This window comes from Shewanella sp. ENK2, assembly GCF_043568515.1.
In the GTDB taxonomy this organism is placed as follows: domain Bacteria; phylum Pseudomonadota; class Gammaproteobacteria; order Enterobacterales; family Shewanellaceae; genus Shewanella; species Shewanella japonica.
The window spans coordinates 930,658-954,245 of record NZ_CP171406.1 but is presented as its reverse complement, the minus strand read 5'-3'; the positions used below and the strand labels follow the sequence as shown (position 1 = coordinate 954,245).

The window sequence follows — 23,588 nt, the reverse complement described above, 5'->3', positions numbered from 1 at the left end:
TTAGGGCAATTTAAAATAGAAAATGTAATAGCTTAGTGGGAAAAAGTTATATAAATGTTATCGGTAACATGATATAAAGTTGGCTAATTAATCTACGCGTTTAGTTTGCAATAGATTGTTAGATGAAAAAAAGTGGCTAATACCGCTAATAAAAATTTGCGTCACATCGCCTAGTAGGGGAAAATATGCCCCCACAATTGCCCGCTAGACCTCACAAACAAGCAGGAGAGAGCATGTCATCTCGTAAAGAACTCGCAAACGCTATCCGCGCATTAACTATGGATGCCGTTCAAAAAGCCAATTCTGGACACCCAGGTGCACCAATGGGGATGGCAGATATTGCCGAAGTGCTATGGAATGACTTCCTAAAGCATAATCCAACTAACCCAGAGTGGGTTGATCGCGATCGTTTCATTTTATCAAACGGTCATGGCTCAATGCTGATTTACTCTTTACTTCACCTGTCAGGCTATGCGCTGCCAATTGAAGAAATCAAAAACTTCCGCCAATTACATTCTAAAACACCAGGCCATCCTGAATACGGTTACACCCCAGGTGTAGAAACCACAACCGGTCCTTTAGGTGCTGGTATCAGTAATGCTGTGGGTATGGCTATTGCTGAGAAAACCTTAGCAGCACAATTTAATAAGCCTGGTCACGATATAGTAGATCACTTCACTTACTGTTTCTTAGGTGATGGCTGTTTAATGGAAGGTATTTCGCATGAAGCTTGTTCTTTAGCGGGTACATTAGGCCTAGGCAAATTAGTGGCATTTTGGGATGACAACGGTATTTCTATCGATGGTCATGTTGAAGGCTGGTTCACAGATGATACGCCTAAGCGTTTTGAATCATACGGCTGGCATGTTATTGCAAATGTTGATGGTCACGATAGCGATGCTATCCGTGCTGCAATTGAAGAAGCAAAATCAGTGACAGATAAGCCTACGATGATTTGTTGTAAAACCACTATTGGTTTTGGTTCTCCAAACAAATCAGGCAGCCATGATTGTCATGGTGCACCATTAGGTGATGCTGAAATTGCAGCAGCTCGTGAGTTCCTTGGTTGGGAACACGCGGCATTTGAAATCCCTGAAACCGTTTATCAAGGTTGGGATGCTAAAGATGCTGGTGCAAACAACGAATCTGCATGGGATAAGAAGTTTGCAGCTTATCAAGCAGCATTCCCAGCAGAAGCAGCTGAATTTACACGTCGTGTATTAACCGGTGAATTGCCTGCAGAATTTGAAGCAAAAGCGAATGCATTTATTCAAGAGTGCCAAGATAAAGCAGAAGGCATTGCAAGTCGTAAAGCTTCTCAAAATGCAATTGGCTTCTTCGGTGAAATGTTACCAGAGTTATTAGGCGGTAGTGCTGACCTTGCAGGTTCTAACTTAACATTATGGTCTGGCTCTAAAGGTATTCAAGACGACCCTGCGGGTAACTATATCTTCCACGGTGTTCGTGAATTTGGTATGAGCGGTATCATGAATGGTATCTCGCTTCATGGTGGTTTCATTAACTACGGTGCGACTTTCATGATGTTCATGGAATATGCGCGTAATGCTGTACGTATGTCGGCGCTAATGGGTATTCAAAATATCTTTGTTTATACCCACGACTCAATCGGTCAAGGTGAAGATGGTCCAACTCACCAACCAGTAGAGCAATTAGCTAACTTACGTATGACACCAAACATGACAGTATGGCGTCCTTGTGATTCTGCTGAAACAGCCGTTGCTTGGAAAGCTGCGATTGAAAACAGCAAAGCGCCAACGTCATTAATTTTCAGCCGTCAAGGCTTAAAAGCCCAGTCTCGTAATGCTGAGCAATTAGCAAATGTGGCTAAAGGTGGTTACGTACTGTCTGATTGTGCAGGTACACCTGATGTTATTTTGATTGCAACAGGTAGTGAAGTGCAATTAGCTCTTGATTCTGCTGCAGCGTTAACTGAGCAAGGTCAAAAGGTTCGTGTTGTATCTATGCCTTCTACGAATGTATTTGATAAGCAAGATGCAGCTTATAAAGAGTCTGTATTACCTGCCTCAGTAACAAAACGTGTGGCGATTGAAGCTGCGCATGTTGATTTCTGGCATAAGTATGTTGGCTTTAGCGGCGGTGTTGTTGGTATGAGCACATTTGGTGAGTCTGCACCAGGTGGCGAGCTACTGAAGTACTTCGGCTTTACCGTTGAAAATGTGGTTAAAACAGTAAATTCACTGGGTTAATCCAAAACGGACGCAATTAAAAGGGTAAACTTTTACCCATGAAGTCTGTATAATGGCGGCCTGCAATCACTTGCAGGCCGTTTTTTTATCTGCTTTTTACTGAGTACTGTTAAGAGGAAGCTTAACCCTCAATGATCCGAGTCGCTATTAATGGTTATGGCCGTATAGGTCGATCTATCCTTCGTGCACTTTACGAGTCGGGTAAACGTCAGCAAATCCAGATTGTGGCAATCAATGAACTTGCCAAGCCTGCAGCAATTAGCCATCTCACTCAATATGATACAACTCATGGTCGATTCCAAAATACAGTTAAGCTGAAGGATGATCAGTTAGTTATTGGTGATGATGTTATTCAACTATTACATCAAGCTGATGCGACGAAGCTTCCTTGGGCTGAGCTTGATATCGATATTATCTATGAATGTAGTGGCAGCCTAATAGAGCGTGATGCTTGTGAAGCGCATATTCAAGCTGGCGCGAAACAAGTTCTGATAAGCCATCCTTCTTCAGCTGATGTGGATGCCACCATAGTGTATGGCGTCAATGACAGTTTACTTAAAGCTGATCATACCGTGGTATCGAATGCATCGTGTACCACTAACTGTATTGTGCCTGTCATTGATGTACTAGATAATCATTTTGGGGTTAAAAGTGGCGCAATCACGACGATACATTCTTCGATGAATGATCAACAAGTGATTGATGCTTACCATGATGATTTACGCAGAACGCGTGCAGCAGGTCAGTCAATTATTCCTGTCGATACTAAGCTTGCACGGGGCATTGAGCGCATTTTGCCGCACATGAAAGATAAGTTTGAAGCGATATCAGTACGTGTGCCAACGATTAACGTTACCGCCATAGATTTATCGGTAACAGTTAATGAACGGGTTGATATTGATAAAATAAATAATGTATTAGAGCATGCTGCGAGCGGCCTATTCAATGCTGTGTTGGGCTATACTGATGCACCATTGGTGTCATGTGATTTTAACCATGATCCTCGTTCCAGTATTGTTGATGGCACACAAACCAGAGTAAGCGACGGGCATCTCGTTAAGCTCTTACTCTGGTGCGATAATGAATGGGGCTTCGCAAATCGAATGCTCGACACCAGTTTAGCGATGATTCACGCTAAAGATTCTGGTCACTAATTTACGTCTATAGAGCGCTTTACCTTCATCGGGTAAAGCGCTCTATAGCAAAAGCAGTTTTGTTTTTAAATTAAAAGGAAGGTCTCAATGGCTATTATCAATATGAGTGAGTTAGATTTAACCAATAAGCGTGTGCTTATTCGTGAAGATCTAAACGTTCCCGTCAGTGACGGCGTCGTCACCAGTGATGCAAGACTGCGTGCGGCTTTACCGACAATTAAACTTGCTCTTGAAAAAGGGGCAGCAGTGATGGTGATGTCTCACCTAGGCCGCCCAACTGAAGGTGAGTTTAATGCTGAGTTTTCAATGCAGCCAGTGGTGAATTACTTAAACGATGCGCTAGATTGTCCAGTCACTTTAGCTTCTGATTACCTAGATGGTGTTAACGCTAATGTAGGCGAAGTGGTTGTATTTGAAAACGTTCGCTTTAACGTTGGCGAGAAGAAAAACGATGAAGTATTAGCTAAAAAACTGGCTGCTTTATGTGATGTATACGTGATGGATGCATTTGGTACTGCGCATCGTGCTCAAGCTTCTACACACGGTGTAGGTATGCATGCTGCAGTTGCTTGTGCTGGGCCTTTATTAGCTGGTGAATTATCTGCTCTGGGTAAAGCTTTAGATAATCCTGCTCGCCCAATGGTAGCGATTGTCGGTGGTTCAAAGGTTTCAACTAAATTAACCGTACTAGAAAGCTTATCTACTAAAGTTGACCAACTAGTTGTTGGTGGTGGTATTGCGAATACCTTTATCGCTGCAGCTGGCCATCAAGTGGGTAAATCTTTGTTTGAAGCGGATTTAGTTGATGAGGCTAAACGTTTAGTCGCTAACGCCCAAAGTCGTGGTGGAGATATCCCTGTTCCAACTGATGTTGTTGTTGCTGGGGAGTTTAGTCCAACCGCGGAAGCGACATTAAAGCCTGTTAGCGACGTTGCTGATACCGATATGATTTTTGATATTGGTCCAGACAGCGCAGAAGCATTAGCAAAAATCATTGAAGCTGCAGGGACTGTTGTTTGGAATGGTCCAGTAGGCGTATTTGAATTTGATCAATTTGGTGCTGGCACCAAACGTATCGCTCAAGCGATTGCTGATTCAAGTGCATTTTCAATCGCCGGTGGCGGAGATACATTAGCTGCTGTAGATAAATACGATATCGCAGATAACGTTTCTTATATTTCGACAGGTGGCGGTGCTTTCCTTGAGTTCCTGGAAGGAAAAGAGTTACCTGCTGTCGCGATGCTTGAAAAGCGTGGTGCATAATCGTCAAATTAACGATTAAGTTAGACCCTTTAGCGAACGTCTCACAGCTTAAAACCAAAGAGTTAACGCTGTGAAGACGTGCTGAAGTGAGTAAGAATTGCAATAAGAAAAATATAATTATTAGAAAAAACCGCCCATGTTTATAAATGTTAGCTGAGCTACTTTGTTATCAAGGCTAAGAATTATGTGCATAGGGTATAAAAATCAATCCAAAGCGATAGCGACCTAGGTGAGAAATCACCCTATTTTTGGAGTAAAAAATGGCCTTAATATCTCTACGTCAAATGTTAGATCATGCTGCAGAACACGATTATGGTGTACCTGCATTCAACGTCAATAACCTTGAGCAAATGCGTGCAATTATGCAAGCTGCTGAAGCAACTGACAGCCCTGTAATTGTTCAGGCATCTGCGGGAGCACGTAAATATGCTCGTCCACAGTTTCTTAAGTACCTGATGGCAGCGGCACTAGAGCAGTACCCAGATATCCCAGTTTGTATTCATCAAGATCACGGTACTGACCCTGATATTTGTCAACGTTCAATTCAATTAGGTATGTCATCAGTTATGATGGATGGCTCATTAATGGCTGACGGTAAAACACCTGCGTCATACGAGTATAACGTTGATGTGACTCGTCGTACTGTTGCTTTTGCTCATGCTTGTGGTGTATCAGTTGAAGGTGAAATCGGTTGTTTAGGCAGTTTAGAAACTGGCCAAGCAGGCGAAGAAGATGGTATTGGTGCCGTAGGTACTTTAAGCATGGATCAAATGCTAACGACTCCGGAAGAAGCGGCACGTTTTGTTGCTGATACCCATGTTGATGCATTAGCAATTGCAATCGGTACCAGCCATGGTGCATACAAGTTTAGCCGCAAACCTACCGGTGACGTTTTACGTATCGATCGCATCAAAGAGATCCACGCTCGTATTCCTAACACCCACTTAGTGATGCACGGTTCATCTTCTGTACCACAAGAGTGGTTAGAAGTGATTAACCAATACGGCGGCGCAATCCCTGAAACTTACGGTGTACCATTAGAAGAAATCGTTGAAGGTATTAAGCATGGTGTACGTAAAGTTAACATCGATACCGATTTACGCTTAGCGTCAACTGGTGCTGTTCGTAAGTTCCTTGCTGAAAACCCTTCAGAGTTTGACCCTCGTAAATTCTTAAAAGCGTCAATGGAAGCAATGGCTGACATTTGTACGACACGTTATGAAGCATTTGGTTGTGCTGGCATGGGTTCTAAAATTAAGCCTAAGTCACTTCAAGCTATGTATAAAGCGTACCAATCAGGTGAATTAGACCCACAAATCAACTAAAGCTTGATTTGTCCTAGGTCAATTCTATGATGATGGCCAAAAAGCTATACGTTATAGTCATCATAACTAATTGATTGTTAAAGCTTGATAAAGCCAGCAGAATTTGCTGGCTTTTTTATTGGATTATTTTTAATAAAATGACTTGTGCATAAGCGTTTTATGCCGCATTATCCCCGCCCTTAAATTTGAGTTCAGATGAACTTGGCGGCGCTACTTGACCCATTAATGTCATTCTTGGCCGTTATGCTTGTAATGGAATATGTCACCTTTAACCATTATTGAAGTATTGCAATGCACGTAAAAAACACTGCTCCCTTATCGCTTTTCTCACTGACTTGGCCACTCTTTTTTGATTTTGCGCTGCACTTTTTAACAGCCGCATTAAATACACTAATGATTAGCCGAGTATCTTACCAGGGTGTTGCTGCACTATCGGTCGGTAATATGGTATTTGAGCTTTCAATTACGCTATTTAGTTTCGTCAGTATCGGCGCGAGTGTGGTGATAACGCAATATTTGGGCGCCAAGAATAGAGCCACTGCGAGTGACGTGGTTTACTCTTCTATTGGTTTTAACCTCATGGTTGGCGTGGCTGCGGCTTTGGGTGTGTTTTTTGGGGCAGGTTTGATTTTGTATCTAATGAATTTACCCGTAGAGCTAATTCCTGATGCAAAGCTATACCTTCAAATTGTTGGCATCTGTTTAATTCCTGAAGCAATGGCAATGTGTTTAGCTGCAGGGATGCGTGCCCATGGATTTACCCAACAAGCGATGTGGGTGACTTTACTCATGAATGTCATCACATTCGCAGGTAATTTGTTGTTACTTTATGGTTGGTTCGGAATCCCGCAAATGGGGGTGGCAGGTGTTGCCATTAGTACGGTTGTTGGGCGCTTAATCGGGATGACATTAATGGCATACTTGTTTGTTAAGTACACCCATATTCCAATTAAGTTGTCTGAAATCATTAAACCGAAAAAGCACTTACTCGCTAAGGTTTTCCATATCGGTTTACCGGCTGCTGGCGAGAACGTTTCTTGGATGTTGCAGTTTATGGTTGTTACCGCTTTCGTTGGCTTAATGGGTGATAAAGCGCTTGCTGCCCAATCCTTATATTTTCAAATCTGTATGTTCATATTATTGTTCGGTTTATCCATAGGGATTGGTAACGAAATTATGATTGGTCACATGATTGGTGCCAAACAATTTAAATCAGCAGAAACACAGATGTATCGTGCATTAAAAATTGGCTTAATTTTAACGACGATTGTTGCAGCTTTAGCGGCGATATTTGGCGAAAAGTTAGTGGCGTTTTTTACTCAAGATGAAGATATCTTATTGATGGTAGGCCAGTTATTCTTATTAACTTTACTGATGGAACCCGGTAGAACATTTAATCTTGTCGTGATTAATGCGCTACGTGCAAGTGGTGACGCTCGGTTCCCATTTTTTGCTGGGATGATTTCTATGTGGTGCATTGCTGTGCCGTTAGCTTATCTATTCGGTATTCATTGGGATATGGGGTTAGTAGGGGTTTGGTGTGCGTTAGCGATTGATGAATGGACTCGAGGTTTAACAATGTTATGGCGTTGGCGAAGTGGACGTTGGCGGTCAAAGAGTCTAATTCTTGCCTAAATATACTTTTTAGTGTGTTTAAGCTGTAAAAATGCAGTTGTTTTTTTCAATTTTGCTACCAAAGTGTTAGTATGCGGTTCAATTTCTGGGGTGATTTTGATTTTATTGTAAATAAAGGATTTGATGACATGAAAAAACTGCTACTGACTGCAGCTGTTACGCTTGCCATGCCATTTGCTGCTCAAGCGGGTGCGGACTTTGTTGAAGGCGATAAGACCTTTGCTGGTGAAGCAGAATTGGGTGCAACACTGACCACAGGTAACACGGATACCTCTTCTTTTAAAGCCCGTCTAGGCCTTAAACAAGAACTAGGTAACTGGGAAAACGCATACTTACTAGAAGGCTTATACAAAGAAGATTCTGGTGAGAATACTGCAAAGCGTTACTACGCTGGTATTCAAGGTGACTACAAGTTCGACGAAAAGAACTACATGTATGTTACAGCAAACTATGAAGTCGATCCTTTTACTGGTTTTGATTATAAAGCGGTTGGTTCAGCAGGTTATGGTCATAAATTTATTGATAATGGCCGTACATTTTTAAGTGCTGAAATCGGTCCTGGTTATATTTATAAAAAATTAGATGACGAGCAGTCTTTGGCCTTAGGTTATGACACTGAGGACAGTGTTGTTGCTCACGGTGCGTTAAACTTTTCATATGAAATTACTGAAAGCTCTAAGTTCACTCAGCTGTTTGTTGCAGATTATGGTGATTCTTTAGAAGGGCGTTCAGAGTCTGCTTTGACTGCAAATATTATTGGCGCTTTAGCAATGAAGTTTGCTGTAATTGTTCGTTATAACAGCGAGCCGTTAGAAAACTTTAAGAGCACTGATACTGAAACCAACATGACACTTCTCTACGCATTTTAATTGTTAGTCAATTGGGTTTAAAGCCGAGCTATGCTCGGCTTTTTTGTGTCTAAAATAATCATTTTAAAGCATGGGTATCTCAATTTTATGACTGTTACCAATGTTACATTTTCTCATGTTAATTCAGCTTAAAAATGAACTTGTTTTTATGTCATAGGTTCGCTAGGGCGTAAATAGTGATGTTTGTTTGATCGATTACCTAAATAAAAGTAAACATTTACGTAACAGGTGTAACTTTTTGGGGTGTTTTATTAAGCCTAAATATTGAAATTTCGGGGTATAGCTCACGAATTTAGATGCCGAGACTTTATCAGTTATTTTGATCACAATTATACCCTTTTGCCTAGCGTATAATGATTTCCCATATTGACAGAAGAGACGAAAAAGGCATGCAAATCGGTTGTTGTTGGTTTGATGATGAGCGTAAGGTGCTTATCAACCAATCTACTGCTACTAAATGGCAACTCAACCATAGTGAGTATTGGGTGCTAAGCATTTTAGCTAAACATCGTGGCCAAGTCGTGCCTATTGAAACCTTAGCATTTCTTGAAGAAGAACAAGGATGCCATCAAAAGTTATCCGTCGATGAGATGGAGCAGTTGGTTGAAAACTTTAAAGATTATTTTGGCGATTCGCATCGAGGCTTAATTGAGCTGATTGCTGATCAAGGGGTGATTTTATACAACAGAGTCGTCGGTCATCACAGCAGCTTACTCGATACTCCGAATAAAGCGATTTCAAATGCCCATTACATACTGATTATTCTAATGACGTTGTTGGCGTGTAATTTTGTTTATTCAAATCTCAGCGCTCCTGAGTTTGTCATTCCGGATGTGAACCGTACTTTTGAATCGCAAAGTGGTGCTAGTGTCGTTTTTAAACTCTATGGTGACGACAAAAGTGAACGTGATTTTTCTGAGGTCGCGGATACAAGTATCGCAGCGTTAAAACAGTGTGACACGATTTTGTGGGATTCAATATCTGCCACATTAGCCAAGGGTGATAATTCGGTGAGTATCTTGCTGAAAAAACAAGTCGATAAAGGTGTGCGATTCCATAACATAAAAGTGTTGCGTGATAATCCTGAACTTTTATTTGTCTCCACCGCGTGGCTTAAAAAGGTGCGAATCTGTGGTGAATAAACTCACTAAATTTTTATCGACAACATTTGGACGTATCGTTTTTTTGTTTATTTCAATGAGCATATTTTGTCTTGTTATTTTGACATTAGAACGTTTTGCCGACACCAGAGAGGTGTGGTCGTTTGACTGTCAAAGTGATGTCTATCGTTTTGAAACGACAAGTGCTGAGCCAAAAGAGATTGATGAAGGCGAATTATTCTTATCGCTCACAGTTGAAGATGGACAGATCCGCTTAGATTATTACAATGCTGATAAACCGTCCGATAGAGAGTTTATTTCGTTAGCGGGCGAACTGAAAGAGTTAGAAGTGGGAAGCGTAAGTTATCAATTAGATTTAGCGGTCACTGACGTACAATTTGAAAACGATAGTTCTTATTTGAATACGTATCTTGCAAAAGAGCTTGACGAGCCTCAGGCTAACTTGTCGATAGGCAGTCAGGTTAATGTCACTGTTAAAGTGTTAGAAATGAGTATGAATAAAAACTATATTTCTATTAAATTTACTCCAAATAGTAGTTCATGGATCTGCCGACTACACGAATAAAGTTTGATTTGATAAGGTCAGGCTTTCGCTTTGTTATTTAAATTCGCTATAGTATGGTAATTCCCTCGTTGTTGAGTTCTCCTCAGTGGCAAAAGTCAAAGTAAAACAAGAAGAAGCATTATCAATTAAGTTCAGCCACCAAATGGAGGTTGGGCATCAACGCACGTTTGATTTATTCTTTTATCTCCCCACTGAAATGGGGATTGGTGAAAAAACCTTAGATGAAGAAGAGTACTACCACAGTGCGATGTTAGGTAGGCGCTCCTATTACTCGAAAGGTCTACATTTACCTTTAGTTCAAAACCGCTTTGTGAGTATCAATAAACGCACCAAAGAAGAGTTTCGTTTTTATCTTAATTTGTTCGCATATCAATTTGCCGTTGCGATTGAAACCGATGCCAAAGAAGTTCGCCAACTTACAGAAGCTGAAGAGTTTTACCCCGCTTTAACCGAACTCGGTCAGTCAGTTTCGCAGCTATTAAAAAAGTTTCGTCGTAATGAACCGAGTGAAGAAAAATGGCAATCTTACTTTGCTAATGCCGATAATTATCTTTCGTGGTTTTGCGAGCAGCAATTACTGAAAACCTTAGCTTATCGCCCAAGGAATGCGGCTTATAAAGAAGAAAAAGAGCAGATTATTGCCTTATGCCGAGCAGAGCATCATTACCGCGAAGAAGAGCGTAAATACAACTCTGCGGGAACTAAGCAAGATGCCAATCGTATCTCTAATAAAATGCTGTTGCTTCGCCGCCTGATTCAGCAAGGGGTCGTCCTTAAAGAGGAATTAAAACCTCTTGGTATAGGGCTTAAAAAGTTTGTGACAGGTTTAGCAACGACTTTGGTGATGCTTGTGGTATCGGCATTGATTATTAAGGCACAGGGGGTATTCAGTGGTTTAACCATGAGCCTTATTGTTACCTTGGCCATTATTTATGGCTTTAGGGAAATTTTTAAAGAAGATGTTCGTAATGCCCTATGGCGATTTATACAAAGAGGCCGACCTCGCTGGAGCCGAGTATTAAAAGATACCACTACACAAACGGTCATTGCTAAACAGCTTGTCTGGCTAGACTTTACTCGCCCTCAAGATATTCCTAAAGCTGTGGCAGAAATAATGAAGCAGCGGCATAGTCAAAATAAGGTGGATGCAGAAGTATTGCATTATCGAATTGCGACTAAGGTGACCAATAAAGAGTTTGAGGCTGGTTACTCACAAATACAAGAACAGGTTAACTTTAGTTTGGTTCCATTTGCGCGTCATTTAGAGCGCGGCAAAGCTAAAATTTATAAAGAACAAGACGGAAAGGTGAGTAATGAATCTGTAGAGCGGCGTTATCAAGTCAACCTAGTCGCTGTGCTTAAAGATGGTAAAGGCCCGCTAGAATATGCGCGTTATAAGGTGGTGATGAGCCGCTCTAATATTATTGAAATTACTCGCAGTAAATTACCCGGCGATTTACTTGAAATGGGTGATTAAGCGAAGAAAGCAGGCTTTATAAATAGTATAAAAAGCGGGATAAATCTTGTCATTTATCCCGCTTTTTTGTTTGTTTTATGCTTTTCGAGTAAACGCTTGGCAAATGTTCTGATTACCAGTTTGCTTTGCTCTTTTTAACGCGACTTCAGCATTACTCAAGTAATGTTCAAACGACTGAGGCTCAGGGTAGCCTGCGATGCCAATGTTTATGCCTTCATTGAGCTCATTTTGCTCTAACCTGTCCATGATGCTCATTGCATATTTATGGGCTTGAACAGAGTCACTGGATGTTAACAGTATGACCAACGAACCTAAACGCCAATGGGCGATTTGAAATCCTATTGGTAAATCAATCAATAATTGCATTTCAATATCTTTTTGACGCTTCTCAAGATGATCGATATCGCTAATGTGGCTAATTAACCCTTCAGGGTTGATATCCATAATCAGTAAACAGGTTTGCTCTCTATTGGGCTCTGTTAACGTACTAAAATGCACTTCGAGTTCAGATAATGGCACCACCATCGAACTTAACGGCGCTTGCTGGCTAGGAAGTTGTTGTAATGATTTTTGCAATTTGAGTATTTGCAGTGTCACCACTAAATATTCAATCTCGCCATCAAGATTATGCTCAGCTTGAATACTGGCTTTCAAACTATTGGCAAAGCGAGTATCTGCATCAGCAAATATTTGCCCCTTCCATTTACCTTGTAAACTTAATCGGCTGTTGATATCGGCCCATTGCTGAGAGAACTCTTTTCCGAGTAGTTCCATCACATTGTCTTGACTGTCGGCTTCGATATCTAATAGTTTTTTGAACTTGTGATTAAACTTGAGCAACTGACCATTGGTATCAGTTAATGCTGTCGCGACATTACTTTCTGATAGCAGTTGATAAAAATAGCCTTGCTGTTTAGCTGAGGTTAGTTCGGTTATATTTTCAAAAGTTACAACCCAGTAGCGCTCACTTTTTAATTGGGTTTTACCTGGTTGAGCCGACACGGTAATAGTACAACTATCTTCATCAATGCTAACGATTTCTTGCCAATGCTTACCATTTTCCATGGCGTCAGTGAGGGATTGATAAACATCATCTTCAAGTTGCAGTACTCGTTGCAAACGTCTTTCTAATAATGCTTCAATTTCAACAGATAGTGTTTTTGCTGCTTGACGGTTTGCTTTTAATACTCGGCCGCTACTATTAACAATTAAGCAGCTTTGCTGGTTTCTAAATAAACTACTGGCTAAATTAATGCTATTCACATTGGCATTTTTCTCTAGCTGATATCGATGTCTTGTATATAGCAGCGCAGTGGCAAGCGAGCCTATCAGGACGCCGAAAAAGATTAATATATAACGCCATTGTTCAAACCTAGCGGCAATGTCTTCGTGGCGAATATATGACATTAAATAGTATTCTCTAATCGCTGAATTATTTGCTGCTAATTCCACTTTTAAGAATACGAAAGTACCCAGTTCGTTATGATATTGGCCAAAATTGGTATTGGCCATTTGTTGCCACAGTTCTGGGTAGGTTTGTTGTATGCTAATGCCTAAGGTTGTGGGGATTTTTTGAGGGGCTGCTCTTGTGATGCGCCCGCATATAACATGCCTTGTGAGCCAAATAATAATAACGGTGAATGATGATTAAAAAAGGCAGGTTTAATTGTCTGTAATACTTCAGAGATGGAGTTATAAGTAACCAAATAACCTCGAATACTTTGGTCTGGGTTTTCAATCCAAGCAAGTTGGTAAACGTAGGGAATTAGCTTGCCATTGATTGACACAAATTGAATTTGTGACGAATAAATATCGTTACCGCCCATGGTTTTATCATGGTTAACCACCACTGTAGGTAAGGCAACATTATCAAAAGCATTAGTGGTTTTAAGTCTTGGATTGCCTTGTGGATCAAATAAGCTTAACCCCAGTAATTCTGGAATATGGGTCAATAAGCCATCCCAGTTTTTAAGTAACTTTTCTTTTTGTAGCTCAGAAGGGTTACTCAAATACTGATTCATCAATTCAGCTTTAGAAAATGCTTGGGTGCGAAACTGCAGGAAGTTAACTTTATCAGAGGCGAGTGTTCCAACGGTTTGCAGTTCGCTGTAGCGCTTAGCTGCCCAATCTTCTTGTAGTCTGCGTTCACCTAAACTTAATAACAGGGTGGTAAAAATGACAATACTAATGAGCATCACAGAAACTTGGCTTAATAATGCCAGTACTTGTTGACGACTCCATTGAATATCTTGCGCAGAAATGAGCAGAAATTTTGAGACATTTTTGTTGGTTTGTCTTTTAAACATTCGCTTACTTAGGTTCACAATCTTGATAAGGTGATGTTATCACGAAAGCGTGAATAGGTTGACCTCAGTAAAGCTTTTTTAACTAATTTATTACTAACATAAATCAGCACTAACCGACGACATCTAACTCACGTTGTTTGAACTCACAACCTCGTTGTTCAACAAGTTGCCTGCATTGCTTAATATTGACATTTTCAAGCCCATTAATTGCAGATACTTGCACTTGTCCAATATAATCTGGTGCTAGGCTAATAAATTCCAGTAATGCTTCATAAGCCCCTTTTAGTTTAGGCTTACAGTGTTGAATATACAGGGCTTCAGTGTTGGCATTCAGCGAGATTGATAAACTATCAACACAGTGAGCAAGCTCTGGCAAAATATTTCTACGATGAAATAAGTTACCTAATCCATCGGTGTTCACTCTGACGTTACCGCCTGCGGCTTTGATATGGGTTGCGACAACAATTAAGGTGTGCAAATTAAGGGTGGGTTCACCGTAGCCACAAAACACATACTCATCAAAGGACGTTACATTACCAAGCAAAGGGATGATGTCTTCTGGCTTCACTTGTGCACTAAGTGACAACTCATACTGATGAACTTGCTTTGAACCATTATGCTTAGGGCAAAATTGACATCTCAATGTGCAGCAACCAGTAATGTTGAGGTAGCGGCTATCGCGGATGTCATAAACCAATGTGGCTATTGGGTGAGTGTCTTCAGTGGTGATATGAGGTTCAGCTTCAACAGTCATCGATTTTGCTCGGTACAGAATTAAGTGATTTATTGTAATGGAATCACTAAGGGATAACTGTTTCACAGCTCGCAAATCATCAAGATACTGGCTATGGCTATGGCTATGATCATGAATAGGCTTGATGGTTGACTAGTGTTATCCTAATCATCTCGCAAAAAAATTGACAATAAAAAAGGAGCCTAGGCTCCTTTTTGTTGTTAACAGTTGAATTGCTGAGTTATTTTCGTTCAGAGGCTATCTATTACGAGACTATCTATTAAGAAACTATCCATTAAGAGATTATCCATTAAGAGATTATCCATTAAGAGATTATCTATGAAACGAGTCTCATTAAAGGGGTATCCCTAATAGAGAGTCGGTTAACGATAAACCTCATCATCGTTTTTAGGTTGCCACCACCAATTGAAAATGCGTCTAACTAAACTTTTCGCATCATCAAGAATAATGTAAAGCACGGGCACTAAAATTAGCGTGACCACGGTCGAGAATAAAATCCCGAATGCTAGTGATGCGGCCATTGGGATAACAATTTGTGCCTGTAAGCTTCGTTCAAGCAAAATAGGCACTAAGCCGACAAAGGTCGTCATAGAGGTTAAAATGATGGCCCTAAATCGATAGCCCCCTGAGTTTATTGCTGATTCAAGTAATGAATAGCCTTCTTTACGAGAACGGTTAACAAAGTCGACTAAAATCAATGAGTCATTGACCACAACCCCTGCCAGCGCCACGATACCGCACAGACTCAATACACTCATTGAGATGCCTAAAATGAAATGCCCGAATAAGGCGCCAATCATACCAAAGGGGATCACTGACATAATGATCATGGGTTGGGTGTATGATTTAAGCGGAATTGCCATTAGGGCATAAATGGTAAACATCGCAAAAAAGAAGCCTTGTACTAGACCTAACATAGCATCTTGCTCATCCTGGCTTCCGCCATCGAGTGATGCATTCACATCTCGATATTTCTCGGTTAACTCAGGTAAAAATTCCCCTTGGATCTCGCCCACCACTTTTGAAGGCTCGACAGTGTTTTTATTCACATTAGCACTGATGGTGATGGCTCGTTTACCATCAACACGGGTAATAGAAGCAAAAGATTGCCCTAATTCAATATCTGCAACAGTAGAGAAGGGCACAGCGACACCTTGAGGGGTACGAATCAGCATGTTTTCAAGATGGCCAATGGTGCGACGTTGCTCTAATGGATAGCGCACCATCACTTTAACTTCTTCTTTATTTCGCAAGATACGTTGGGCTTCATAGCCATAAAATCCATAACGAACTTGGCGAGCTAAATCAGAAAGCGTCAGTCCTTGAGCTTCTGCTTCAGGGCGAATATTCAAGCGTATTTCTTGGCTACCAGATGAGAAATTGTCTGAAATATCATAGACACCTTCATATGTTGCGAGCTCTTGTTTGAGCTCTTTCGAGGCTTCAGAGAGCTGAGCTAAGTCATTTGAGGTTAATCTAAATGAAATGTCGCCACCTGACTCGTTCGTGCTCGCAGCAATATTGAGTTTTTTGACAGACAATAGCTCTGGCAGCTGTTTGCGCCACTCTTCTGCAATGGTAACGCCATCGATTTCTCGGTCTTCCCCTTTAGATAACTCAGCAAAGATAAAAGCTGAGCTTCGAGAACTCATATTGATAAAACTGTGTTTAACCACATCTTCGCCCGTTTCTCGGGCATATTTATCATTCATGGCGTACAAGGCTTCTTCCACTTTTTGCACGACATCAAGGGTATTGAGTTCAGAACTGCCTTCTTCCATTTCAAGCTGTACTTGAATGAAATCTGACGGTAAATCGGGGAAGAAAACCCAACGTACTTTACCACTAGCAAGCAAAGCTAAGGACAGAATAAGTACCCCAATAAATACCGCTACCACGTTATAACGCTGCTCAATACAGCGGCCTAAAAAGTGACGGTATTTATGTTGAATAAAGTACTGCAGCTTTTCGTTAAGGCTGACTTTAAATTTAGACAGGAAATTGGTGGGAGGGCGCTTCTTTTTCACTTTCATGTGAGCCAAATGCGCAGGCAAAATCAATTTAGATTCCACTAAAGAAAAAGCCAAAGCCAAAATAACCACCATGCCAATGGACTTCCATATCACTCCCATTGGACCCGACACCATAATCATAGGAATAAATGCCGCAATGGTGGTTAAAACGCCAAAGGTTGCTGGCATTGCTACGCGCTGCACGCCAGTAATGACATTATCAAGTGACTGACCATGCTTTTCGATTTCAGTATAGGCACTTTCGCCGATGACAATGGCGTCATCAACCACAATGCCCAGCACCAAAATAAAGGCAAACAAGGTGAGCATGTTAATCGACATATTAAACGGCTCAATTGGCATGAGCAGTATCGTACCTAAGAAACAAACGGGTAAACCGAGCATGACCCAAAACGCCAGTTTAAGATCTAAAAATAACGCTAAAATGAGAAATACCAATAAGGCACCATAAAACATGTTTGATAGCATCATGTTTAAGCGGCCTTCAAGGTAATGGGTCAAATCTCCCCATGTATCTAATTTGATGTTAGCGGGTAAGGTTTCTTTTCGCTCGGCAATATAGGCTTTGACTTGCTCTGAAATAGCCAAAGCATTTTGATCGTCAATACTGGTAATTTCAATAATGGCTGCGGGCTTACCATTAAAGCGGGTGTATTCTAATCGCTCTTCAAAATCATCTTTAATCGTAGCAACCTCTGGAAGCATAATTCTGCTGCCGTCAGGTCGTGTGGTCACTACAATCTGAGAAAAGTCTTCGCCAGTATAAGCTTGGCCTTTAGTTCGCAACAGGATGTCACCATCTTGTGCTCGTATTGAGCCCCCAGGCAAATCAATCGATGAGTTTTGAACCGCCTGCGCAACTTGAGAGAAAGTTAAACCATATTCTCGTAATTTGTTTTCTGACAGTTCAATACCAATTTCGTAATCACGAACCCCTGTCACTTGGGCACGTGTTACAGCAGGTAAGCCTGTGATGTCATCTCGAATAACTTTAGCCATTTCCTTCATTTCATGAAGACTGATATCACCATAAACTGACACCCATATGACGTTGTTTTCAGGCTTTATTTGATAAATGTTAGGTTTTTCAATGTTATCTGGAAATGTGGCAATTGCATCAAGACGTAACTTAGCTTCATCAAGTACTTGCTGCACTTCGTAGCCATCATCGACTTCAATGGTTACCGTTCCAACGCTATCGCTGGCAACTGAAGTGACTTTTTTGATACCACTAATATCTTGAATGGCCTCTTCAATCTTGATGTTAATCCCTTCTTCAATTTCTTGAGGAGCTGCGCCAGGGTAGGCTACAGAGATATTGAGAAGATTAAGCTCAAAACTAGGGAAGACCTCTTTGTTGATCAAAAAAGAGCTGAATAAACCGCCAATAAGTAAGGCAAACATCAATAGGTTGGCGGCAACACTGTTGCGGGCAAACCATGAAATAATTCCTTTTTTATTATCCATTTTGCTCACCTGCTAATGATATTTCATCAATATTGTCAGGTGCATCTTGTGGCGCAAGGTCATCACTATCTGAGTTTTCACCAAGTAGTTTTACTTTTTGGCCAGACACTAGGTTACTGATGTCAGTAATCGAAACACGCTCACCAGTGGCAAGGCTATCTTTAATAAACACATTTTCGATATCAGTTCGTACAATGTTTACTTTTCTAATCTCAATGGTGTTGTCCGATTTGACAATGGCAACTTGATCTTGGCGAACAACATAACGCGGCAGTTTAACAATGCCGTCTACTGTTCTGCCTTTGATAATTGCGGTGACGAAACTGCCGTATTTGAGTGGGAGTTCATCGGAAGATTGGTTATTTCGCAGGTATGGATCTTTCACTTCTGCGACGAGATAAACCATTCGATTTTGCTCGTCAATCACGTTTTCGCTTCTGACAATATTACCTTGCCATTCAAAAGATTTACCCGCAAGTGACGCGCTTAACGTCACTAACGTGTCAGGGTTATCAACCGACTCTAAGTAAGCTAAATCATTATTGGTTAGCGGCAAACGCACTTCTGCGATACTGATATCGTAGAGCTCCCCTAAATTAGTACCTAGAGAAACATATTGGCCTAAATCAACGTTACGCGCTTTGATAATGCCATCAAATGGTGCGCGAATAACGGTTCTTTCTAAATTGCGCTGAGCTCGAGCTAATGCGGCTTTAGCATATTTGACATTCGCTTGTTCTTTTTTCAATTGCGGGATACGCAAACCTAACTCTGGTGGTAAACCGTTATCAAAATCTTTAAATTCAATTTTTGCTACTTCACCACGAGCGATTTCTTCATTTAGCGCAGCGTTAGCTTGTGCCAATGTGGCTTCAGCTTGAATAAAGTCTGCTTGATAATCTGAAGGTTCTATTTGTGCTAAAGCTTGACCTTGTCTAACAATGCCGCCAGCAACAAAACTGGGATCAAGGCTGATTAATCGACCTTGTACTTCAGTGACGAGTTGGGTTTTATATTTGGGGCTCACAACACCATAGGAAGGCAAGTTGAGAGACACGGTCTTTTGTTCAACAGTGAGCACATCGACGACAGGGATTTTTTGTTGATCTTCTTTTTGCTCAGGAGCCTGACGAGTACTGAATAAAACAAAGGCGAGGCCAATAAAAACAAATAAAATGATGAATGGAGAAAGAATTCTTAACAGTCTTTTCATTGATGGGCGTATCCATACTTATCTATCGAAAATGGTGACTTTATATAACTCAATCTCGAACAGTCATTTTAAAAAGAGATTTTTATGAGTTATTAGAGTGCTATAGGCTCTAAATTAACAGAGTTACCAGTAGAGAAAAAGTGTTAGATGTAAATTAAATGTTTCATAAAGTTTATTTCACTTTGAGGCTAGTTTAATGCGCTATCAAATGGATTTTTTGCCATAAAAAAGCCCTGAATATAGAAAATATTCAGGGCTTTAGCATTAAGGCTTCGTTAATTAAAATTTATTTTTTCTTCTTTTTAGGCTTTTTAGATTTCTTCGCTGCAGACTTATTTTTGTCTTTTTTCTTTCCTGGTACTTTGGCCTCTTTATGGGTAGGTCTTAAGCCATCAATAAAGCGACGTTTTAACGGTTGTTCGATATAACGTTCAATTTTACTCACAATACGCATGTCGTGGGCTTCAACTAACGAAATAGCTGTACCTTTTGCGCCTGCACGTGCTGTACGACCAATTCGGTGTACGTAAGCATCAGCAGAGCGAGGCATATCGAAGTTAATTACATGAGTGATACCGTCAATATCGATTCCCCGTGCTGCAACGTCAGTCGCAAGAAGAATATTCACGTCACCTTTACTGAACTTACTTAACGCTTGGAAACGTTTCTTTTGTTCCATATCACCACGTAAGAAAGCGCAAGGGATACCTGCTTTTAATAGCAAGCCTTCTAAGCTAGCAACAACTTCACGGGTTTTAACAAATACGATGGTGCGCTTTACAGACTCTTGTTGGAGCAAATTACACAACAAGGCAAACTTATGGGCGTTGTTATCCGCTAAATGTATCCATTGATGAATTTTCGCTTTTTCACTGCGGGGGGAATCAACATCAATGGTAACAGGATCTTCAAGTAAAACATGTGCAAAACGAGCAACACCACTGCCTTCAAGCGTGGCGGAGAACAGCATGTTTTGCTTGCGGCCCTGCGCTTCAATAGCAATGGTTTCAACCACTGATGAAAAGCCCATATCAAGCATACGGTCAGCTTCATCAATGATGAGCATTTCAACTTCTGTCGCTTCGAATTGACCTTTATCTAAATATTCCATCAAGCGACCAGGCGTCGCAATTAATAGATCGATATTCTCTTCAAGTTGCTCTTCTTGAGGACCGTAAGGTACGCCGCCGGTAATAATACCGATATCTAAATCAAGATCGGTCGCTAAATGAGACGCATAACGATGAATTTGGCTGGCCAGCTCTCGAGTAGGCGTCAGAATTAAAATTCTAGCTTGACCGTTAAAGCGGCGAGGAAAGTCAATCAAGTGTTGTAATGCCGGCAATAAAAAGCTTGCCGTTTTACCTGTACCTGTAGGCGCTTTAGCTAAAATATCCCGTTGTTCCATCGCCATTGGCAATGTTTGTTGTTGAACGGTAGTAGGGCTTAAATGTCCCATAGCCTTTAGAGAGTCTAATAGGCGTGGGTCTAGATCAAAATCTTCAAATAGCATGCGCTTTGGGTCTCACTGATTGATAGCCGGACATTATAACCTAAGTTCTGGATCTCAGCGAGCAAGGAATCGGTTTTAAATGACTTTTATATGATGAAACTCTCGTTAAAGTTTCAGATAAAAGTCGCGACACAGCTGGCTCATCTCTGGAGTGTACTGACCTTGTTTATCCGCAATAATCAAATCAGAGTGAATTAAGCGATGGAAACTAGCTTGGTGGCTAAGTTGCAATAAAATTCGGCTAGGATTTTTGTTTTCAACGGTGCGAATACTCGTTCGCTTTGACAGCGACAGTTGCGTGTCATCTAACGCTTGCATAAAACCAGCCTCGCTTTGCTGAGGAATAATCAAGCTCGCTTGTCCAGATGGTGTCATTAATTGTTGAATATGGTTGAGCAAGGTTTTAAAACTGAGCTGGTTTGTGTGCCTTGCTGTAGCACGCTGACTTGAGTCTGATTGAGGTCCATGTTCAAAGTAAGGAGGATTACAAATAATTGTATGGAACAGAGCGCAGCGCTTTTGCTGATGTTCAAGCAAAAATTGCTGGATACTCATGTGATGTAACGAAAGCTGCTCTGACCAAGGGCTTTGACTAAAGTTTTGCTGGCAATCAACAGCAGCGCCATCTTCTAACTCTACCGCGATGATTTTACAATCTTGGTTATTCATGCGCTGAGCGAGCATTAAGCTGAGCAAGCCACTCCCTGCACCAATATCTAATAGTTGTGCTGCAGGTATTTTTTGCGTATCAGACAATGCAGCCCAAGCGCCTAATATGACCCCATCTGTGCTAACGGGCATACCACAATGACTATCATCAATATGAAACTGTTTAAATGTAAAAGGCATGAATACTTCGCTTATATGGCTGACGGCTTATGGTAACGGTTTTACGGTTTTTTCCCAATTTTATTGGTGTTGCTTTTTTGTTGTGCTTTTAGCTTGATGTGGTTGCTCTGTAGCGGGAATGTTTTGTGGGCTTTACGCTTCGTTTCTGATAACAGCTAATTTACTATTCTGCTGGGTTTGCGCTTGTTTATCGATAGATGTTTTGCTATTAGTTCCTACCCGTTTAGTCGTGTTTAACGAGTTTAAATGGCAAAAAATGAAATACGACTCACAAATGGGTATTCGAAAAATTGAAAAATGGCTTTTTTATAACCATTTGTGAGTAGTTTTTAATGAGATGAAGTGTATTTATAAGTTTACATTCTTACAGGTCGTTTTTGATTAGCAGTAGCTAATTAGCAGTGAATCACTTAAGTTTGTTAAAAAACAAAACAACAAGATGGGGCGTTTAGTGCAAAACAATAATATGAGTATTGGCGATACATTAGGCTTAGGCTTTATGACATTCGCATTTTTCTTAGGTGCAGGTAACTTAATTTTTCCACCTTTTGCAGGCATGTTAGCTGGCGAGAATATGACGCTAGCGATGATTGGGTTTCTGGTCACTGCTGTAGGTTTACCTCTAGCAGGTCTTATCGCTGTCGCTAAAGCGAATGGTAAAGTCATGGCGATGTTACCTGCTTTTGCTGCTACAGCACTTGCTGTCTCAATTTACATTATCATTGGCCCTGCGTTTGCCGCTCCCCGCACAGGTTTAGTTGCATTTGAAATTGGTGCTCGCCCATTTTTAGATAATGCCGATGCGATGATCCAGCTAGGTGCATTGACACTGAACAAAGCGCAGTTGCTTTATACTGTAGCCTTTTTTGTCATCGCAATGGTGCTATCACTTTACCCTGGTAAATTACTCGATAGCGTCGGTAAAGTGTTAACCCCAATCTTAATCTTTTTACTTGTTGGTTTAGCCGTTTCAGTGATTGCCACGCCAAGCGCTGCGATCGGTGCTGCTACTGGTGACTATATTGACAGTCCACTTTCTAAAGGCATTTTAGAAGGTTACAACACCATGGATACACTTGCCTCAGTGATCTTTGGTATGTTGATTATTGATATTTTACGTAAGAAAGGTGTAACAGAATCTAAAGCCCAGACTCGTTATCTTGTGCGTGCAGCTATTATTGCAGCATCAGGGTTAGCGTTTGTGTATATTTCACTATTTTATTTAGGTGCTACAGCGGGTGATATTGCTAAAGGAGCTGAAAACGGTGGCCAAATTCTGACAAATTATGTGACCCATGAGTTTGGCACTATGGGTACAGTATTATTAGCAGCGGTAGTCAGTATCGCTTGTTTAACCACTGCAGTTGGTCTAATTACAGCGTGTTCTGAATACTTTAACGAACTCATGCCTAAAGTGTCTTACAAATCTTTCGTTATCTTTTTCAGTGTTGTATGTGCAACCGTTGCGAACGTGGGACTCACTCAGCTAATTAACATCAGTATTCCTGTGTTGATGACCATCTACCCTGTGGCAATTGCATTAGTGGCAATCACCTTTTTAACTGAACGTTTTGCTCGCCCAGAATTTTCGCATCGTCTTGTGTTATCCGTTGCACTATTCTTTGGTATTTTCGACGGTTTAAAAGCGGCAGGAATGAACACTGACTTTTTAAGCTTTATGCCACTGCATAGCGAAGGTATGGCTTGGTTACTGCCAGTTGGTATTGCCATGGTTGCGTGTTTATTTGTCCCAGCGAAAAACGCAACGGCAGCAACAAGCTAATAAAGATGATAGACAAATCTTTATGGTGATGAT

General features: G+C 41.0%; 17 protein-coding genes. 10 read left to right on the top strand and 7 right to left on the bottom strand.

From position 1 onward, the window contains the following. The first annotated feature begins 233 nt into the window (after positions 1-233). The 9 genes from tkt (at position 234) to ACGEDC_RS04235 (ending at position 11,637) form a co-directional block, all read left to right on the top strand. Positions 234-2,228, top strand: a complete 1,995-nt coding sequence (gene tkt, locus ACGEDC_RS04275; RefSeq protein WP_394496666.1) for a transketolase — start codon at positions 234-236, stop codon at positions 2,226-2,228. 131 nt (positions 2,229-2,359) lie between these two features. Then, on the top strand, positions 2,360-3,382 hold the full coding sequence (epd, locus tag ACGEDC_RS04270; protein WP_394496664.1) for an erythrose-4-phosphate dehydrogenase: 1,023 nt from the start codon (positions 2,360-2,362) through the stop codon (positions 3,380-3,382). 87 nt (positions 3,383-3,469) lie between these two features. Continuing rightward, the gene (locus ACGEDC_RS04265) at positions 3,470-4,645 is read left to right on the top strand and encodes a phosphoglycerate kinase (RefSeq protein WP_055025162.1); all 1,176 of its coding nucleotides are present in this window, start codon (positions 3,470-3,472) and stop codon (positions 4,643-4,645) included. A gap of 260 nt (positions 4,646-4,905) precedes the next feature. Further along, the gene (fba, locus tag ACGEDC_RS04260) at positions 4,906-5,970 is read left to right on the top strand and encodes a class II fructose-bisphosphate aldolase (RefSeq protein ID WP_055025163.1); all 1,065 of its coding nucleotides are present in this window, start codon (positions 4,906-4,908) and stop codon (positions 5,968-5,970) included. A 291-nt stretch (positions 5,971-6,261) separates the two neighbouring features. Then, positions 6,262-7,605, top strand: a complete 1,344-nt coding sequence (locus tag ACGEDC_RS04255) for an MATE family efflux transporter (RefSeq protein WP_394496660.1) — start codon at positions 6,262-6,264, stop codon at positions 7,603-7,605. A gap of 128 nt (positions 7,606-7,733) precedes the next feature. Next, positions 7,734-8,474 (top strand): DUF481 domain-containing protein, encoded by a 741-nt coding sequence (locus tag ACGEDC_RS04250; RefSeq protein WP_394496658.1) that lies wholly within the window; start codon positions 7,734-7,736, stop codon positions 8,472-8,474. Positions 8,475-8,827: 353 nt separating this feature from the next. After that, the gene (locus tag ACGEDC_RS04245) at positions 8,828-9,616 is read left to right on the top strand and encodes a hypothetical protein (RefSeq protein ID WP_394496656.1); all 789 of its coding nucleotides are present in this window, start codon (positions 8,828-8,830) and stop codon (positions 9,614-9,616) included. Next, a complete protein-coding gene (locus ACGEDC_RS04240; protein WP_394496654.1) occupies positions 9,606-10,160 on the top strand; it encodes a hypothetical protein in 555 nt (184 codons plus the stop codon). Before ACGEDC_RS04245 ends, ACGEDC_RS04240 begins: the two co-directional genes overlap by 11 nt. Before the next feature lie 85 nt (positions 10,161-10,245). Beyond that, the gene (locus tag ACGEDC_RS04235; protein ID WP_055025167.1) at positions 10,246-11,637 is read left to right on the top strand and encodes a hypothetical protein; all 1,392 of its coding nucleotides are present in this window, start codon (positions 10,246-10,248) and stop codon (positions 11,635-11,637) included. Positions 11,638-11,712: 75 nt separating this feature from the next. Here the strand turns inward: ACGEDC_RS04235 and ACGEDC_RS04230 are convergent, their stop codons facing one another. The 7 genes from ACGEDC_RS04230 to ACGEDC_RS04200 form a co-directional block, all read right to left on the bottom strand. Further along, positions 11,713-13,149 (bottom strand): PAS domain-containing protein, encoded by a 1,437-nt coding sequence (locus ACGEDC_RS04230; RefSeq protein WP_394496651.1) that lies wholly within the window; start codon positions 13,147-13,149, stop codon positions 11,713-11,715. A gap of 41 nt (positions 13,150-13,190) precedes the next feature. Beyond that, the gene (locus ACGEDC_RS04225) at positions 13,191-13,943 is read right to left on the bottom strand and encodes a hypothetical protein (protein WP_394496649.1); all 753 of its coding nucleotides are present in this window, start codon (positions 13,941-13,943) and stop codon (positions 13,191-13,193) included. A gap of 109 nt (positions 13,944-14,052) precedes the next feature. Further along, the gene (locus tag ACGEDC_RS04220; RefSeq protein WP_394496647.1) at positions 14,053-14,697 is read right to left on the bottom strand and encodes a TatD family nuclease-associated radical SAM protein; all 645 of its coding nucleotides are present in this window, start codon (positions 14,695-14,697) and stop codon (positions 14,053-14,055) included. Between the two features lie 362 nt (positions 14,698-15,059). Continuing rightward, the gene (locus ACGEDC_RS04215; protein ID WP_394496645.1) at positions 15,060-18,197 is read right to left on the bottom strand and encodes an efflux RND transporter permease subunit; all 3,138 of its coding nucleotides are present in this window, start codon (positions 18,195-18,197) and stop codon (positions 15,060-15,062) included. Next, on the bottom strand, positions 18,190-19,410 hold the full coding sequence (locus ACGEDC_RS04210; RefSeq protein ID WP_055025171.1) for an efflux RND transporter periplasmic adaptor subunit: 1,221 nt from the start codon (positions 19,408-19,410) through the stop codon (positions 18,190-18,192). Before ACGEDC_RS04210 ends, ACGEDC_RS04215 begins: the two co-directional genes overlap by 8 nt. 286 nt (positions 19,411-19,696) lie before the next feature. Further along, the gene (gene srmB, locus ACGEDC_RS04205; protein WP_055025172.1) at positions 19,697-20,923 is read right to left on the bottom strand and encodes an ATP-dependent RNA helicase SrmB; all 1,227 of its coding nucleotides are present in this window, start codon (positions 20,921-20,923) and stop codon (positions 19,697-19,699) included. A 105-nt stretch (positions 20,924-21,028) separates the two neighbouring features. Next, complete coding sequence (locus ACGEDC_RS04200; protein WP_394496642.1) at positions 21,029-21,772, bottom strand: tRNA1(Val) (adenine(37)-N6)-methyltransferase; 744 nt, start codon at positions 21,770-21,772, stop codon at positions 21,029-21,031. Positions 21,773-22,211: 439 nt separating this feature from the next. Here ACGEDC_RS04200 and brnQ point away from each other — a divergent pair, with 439 nt between their 5' ends. Further along, positions 22,212-23,555: a branched-chain amino acid transport system II carrier protein gene (gene brnQ / locus ACGEDC_RS04195; RefSeq protein WP_372037156.1), complete on the top strand. Its 1,344-nt coding sequence runs from the start codon at positions 22,212-22,214 to the stop codon at positions 23,553-23,555. Positions 23,556-23,588 lie beyond the last annotated feature (33 nt).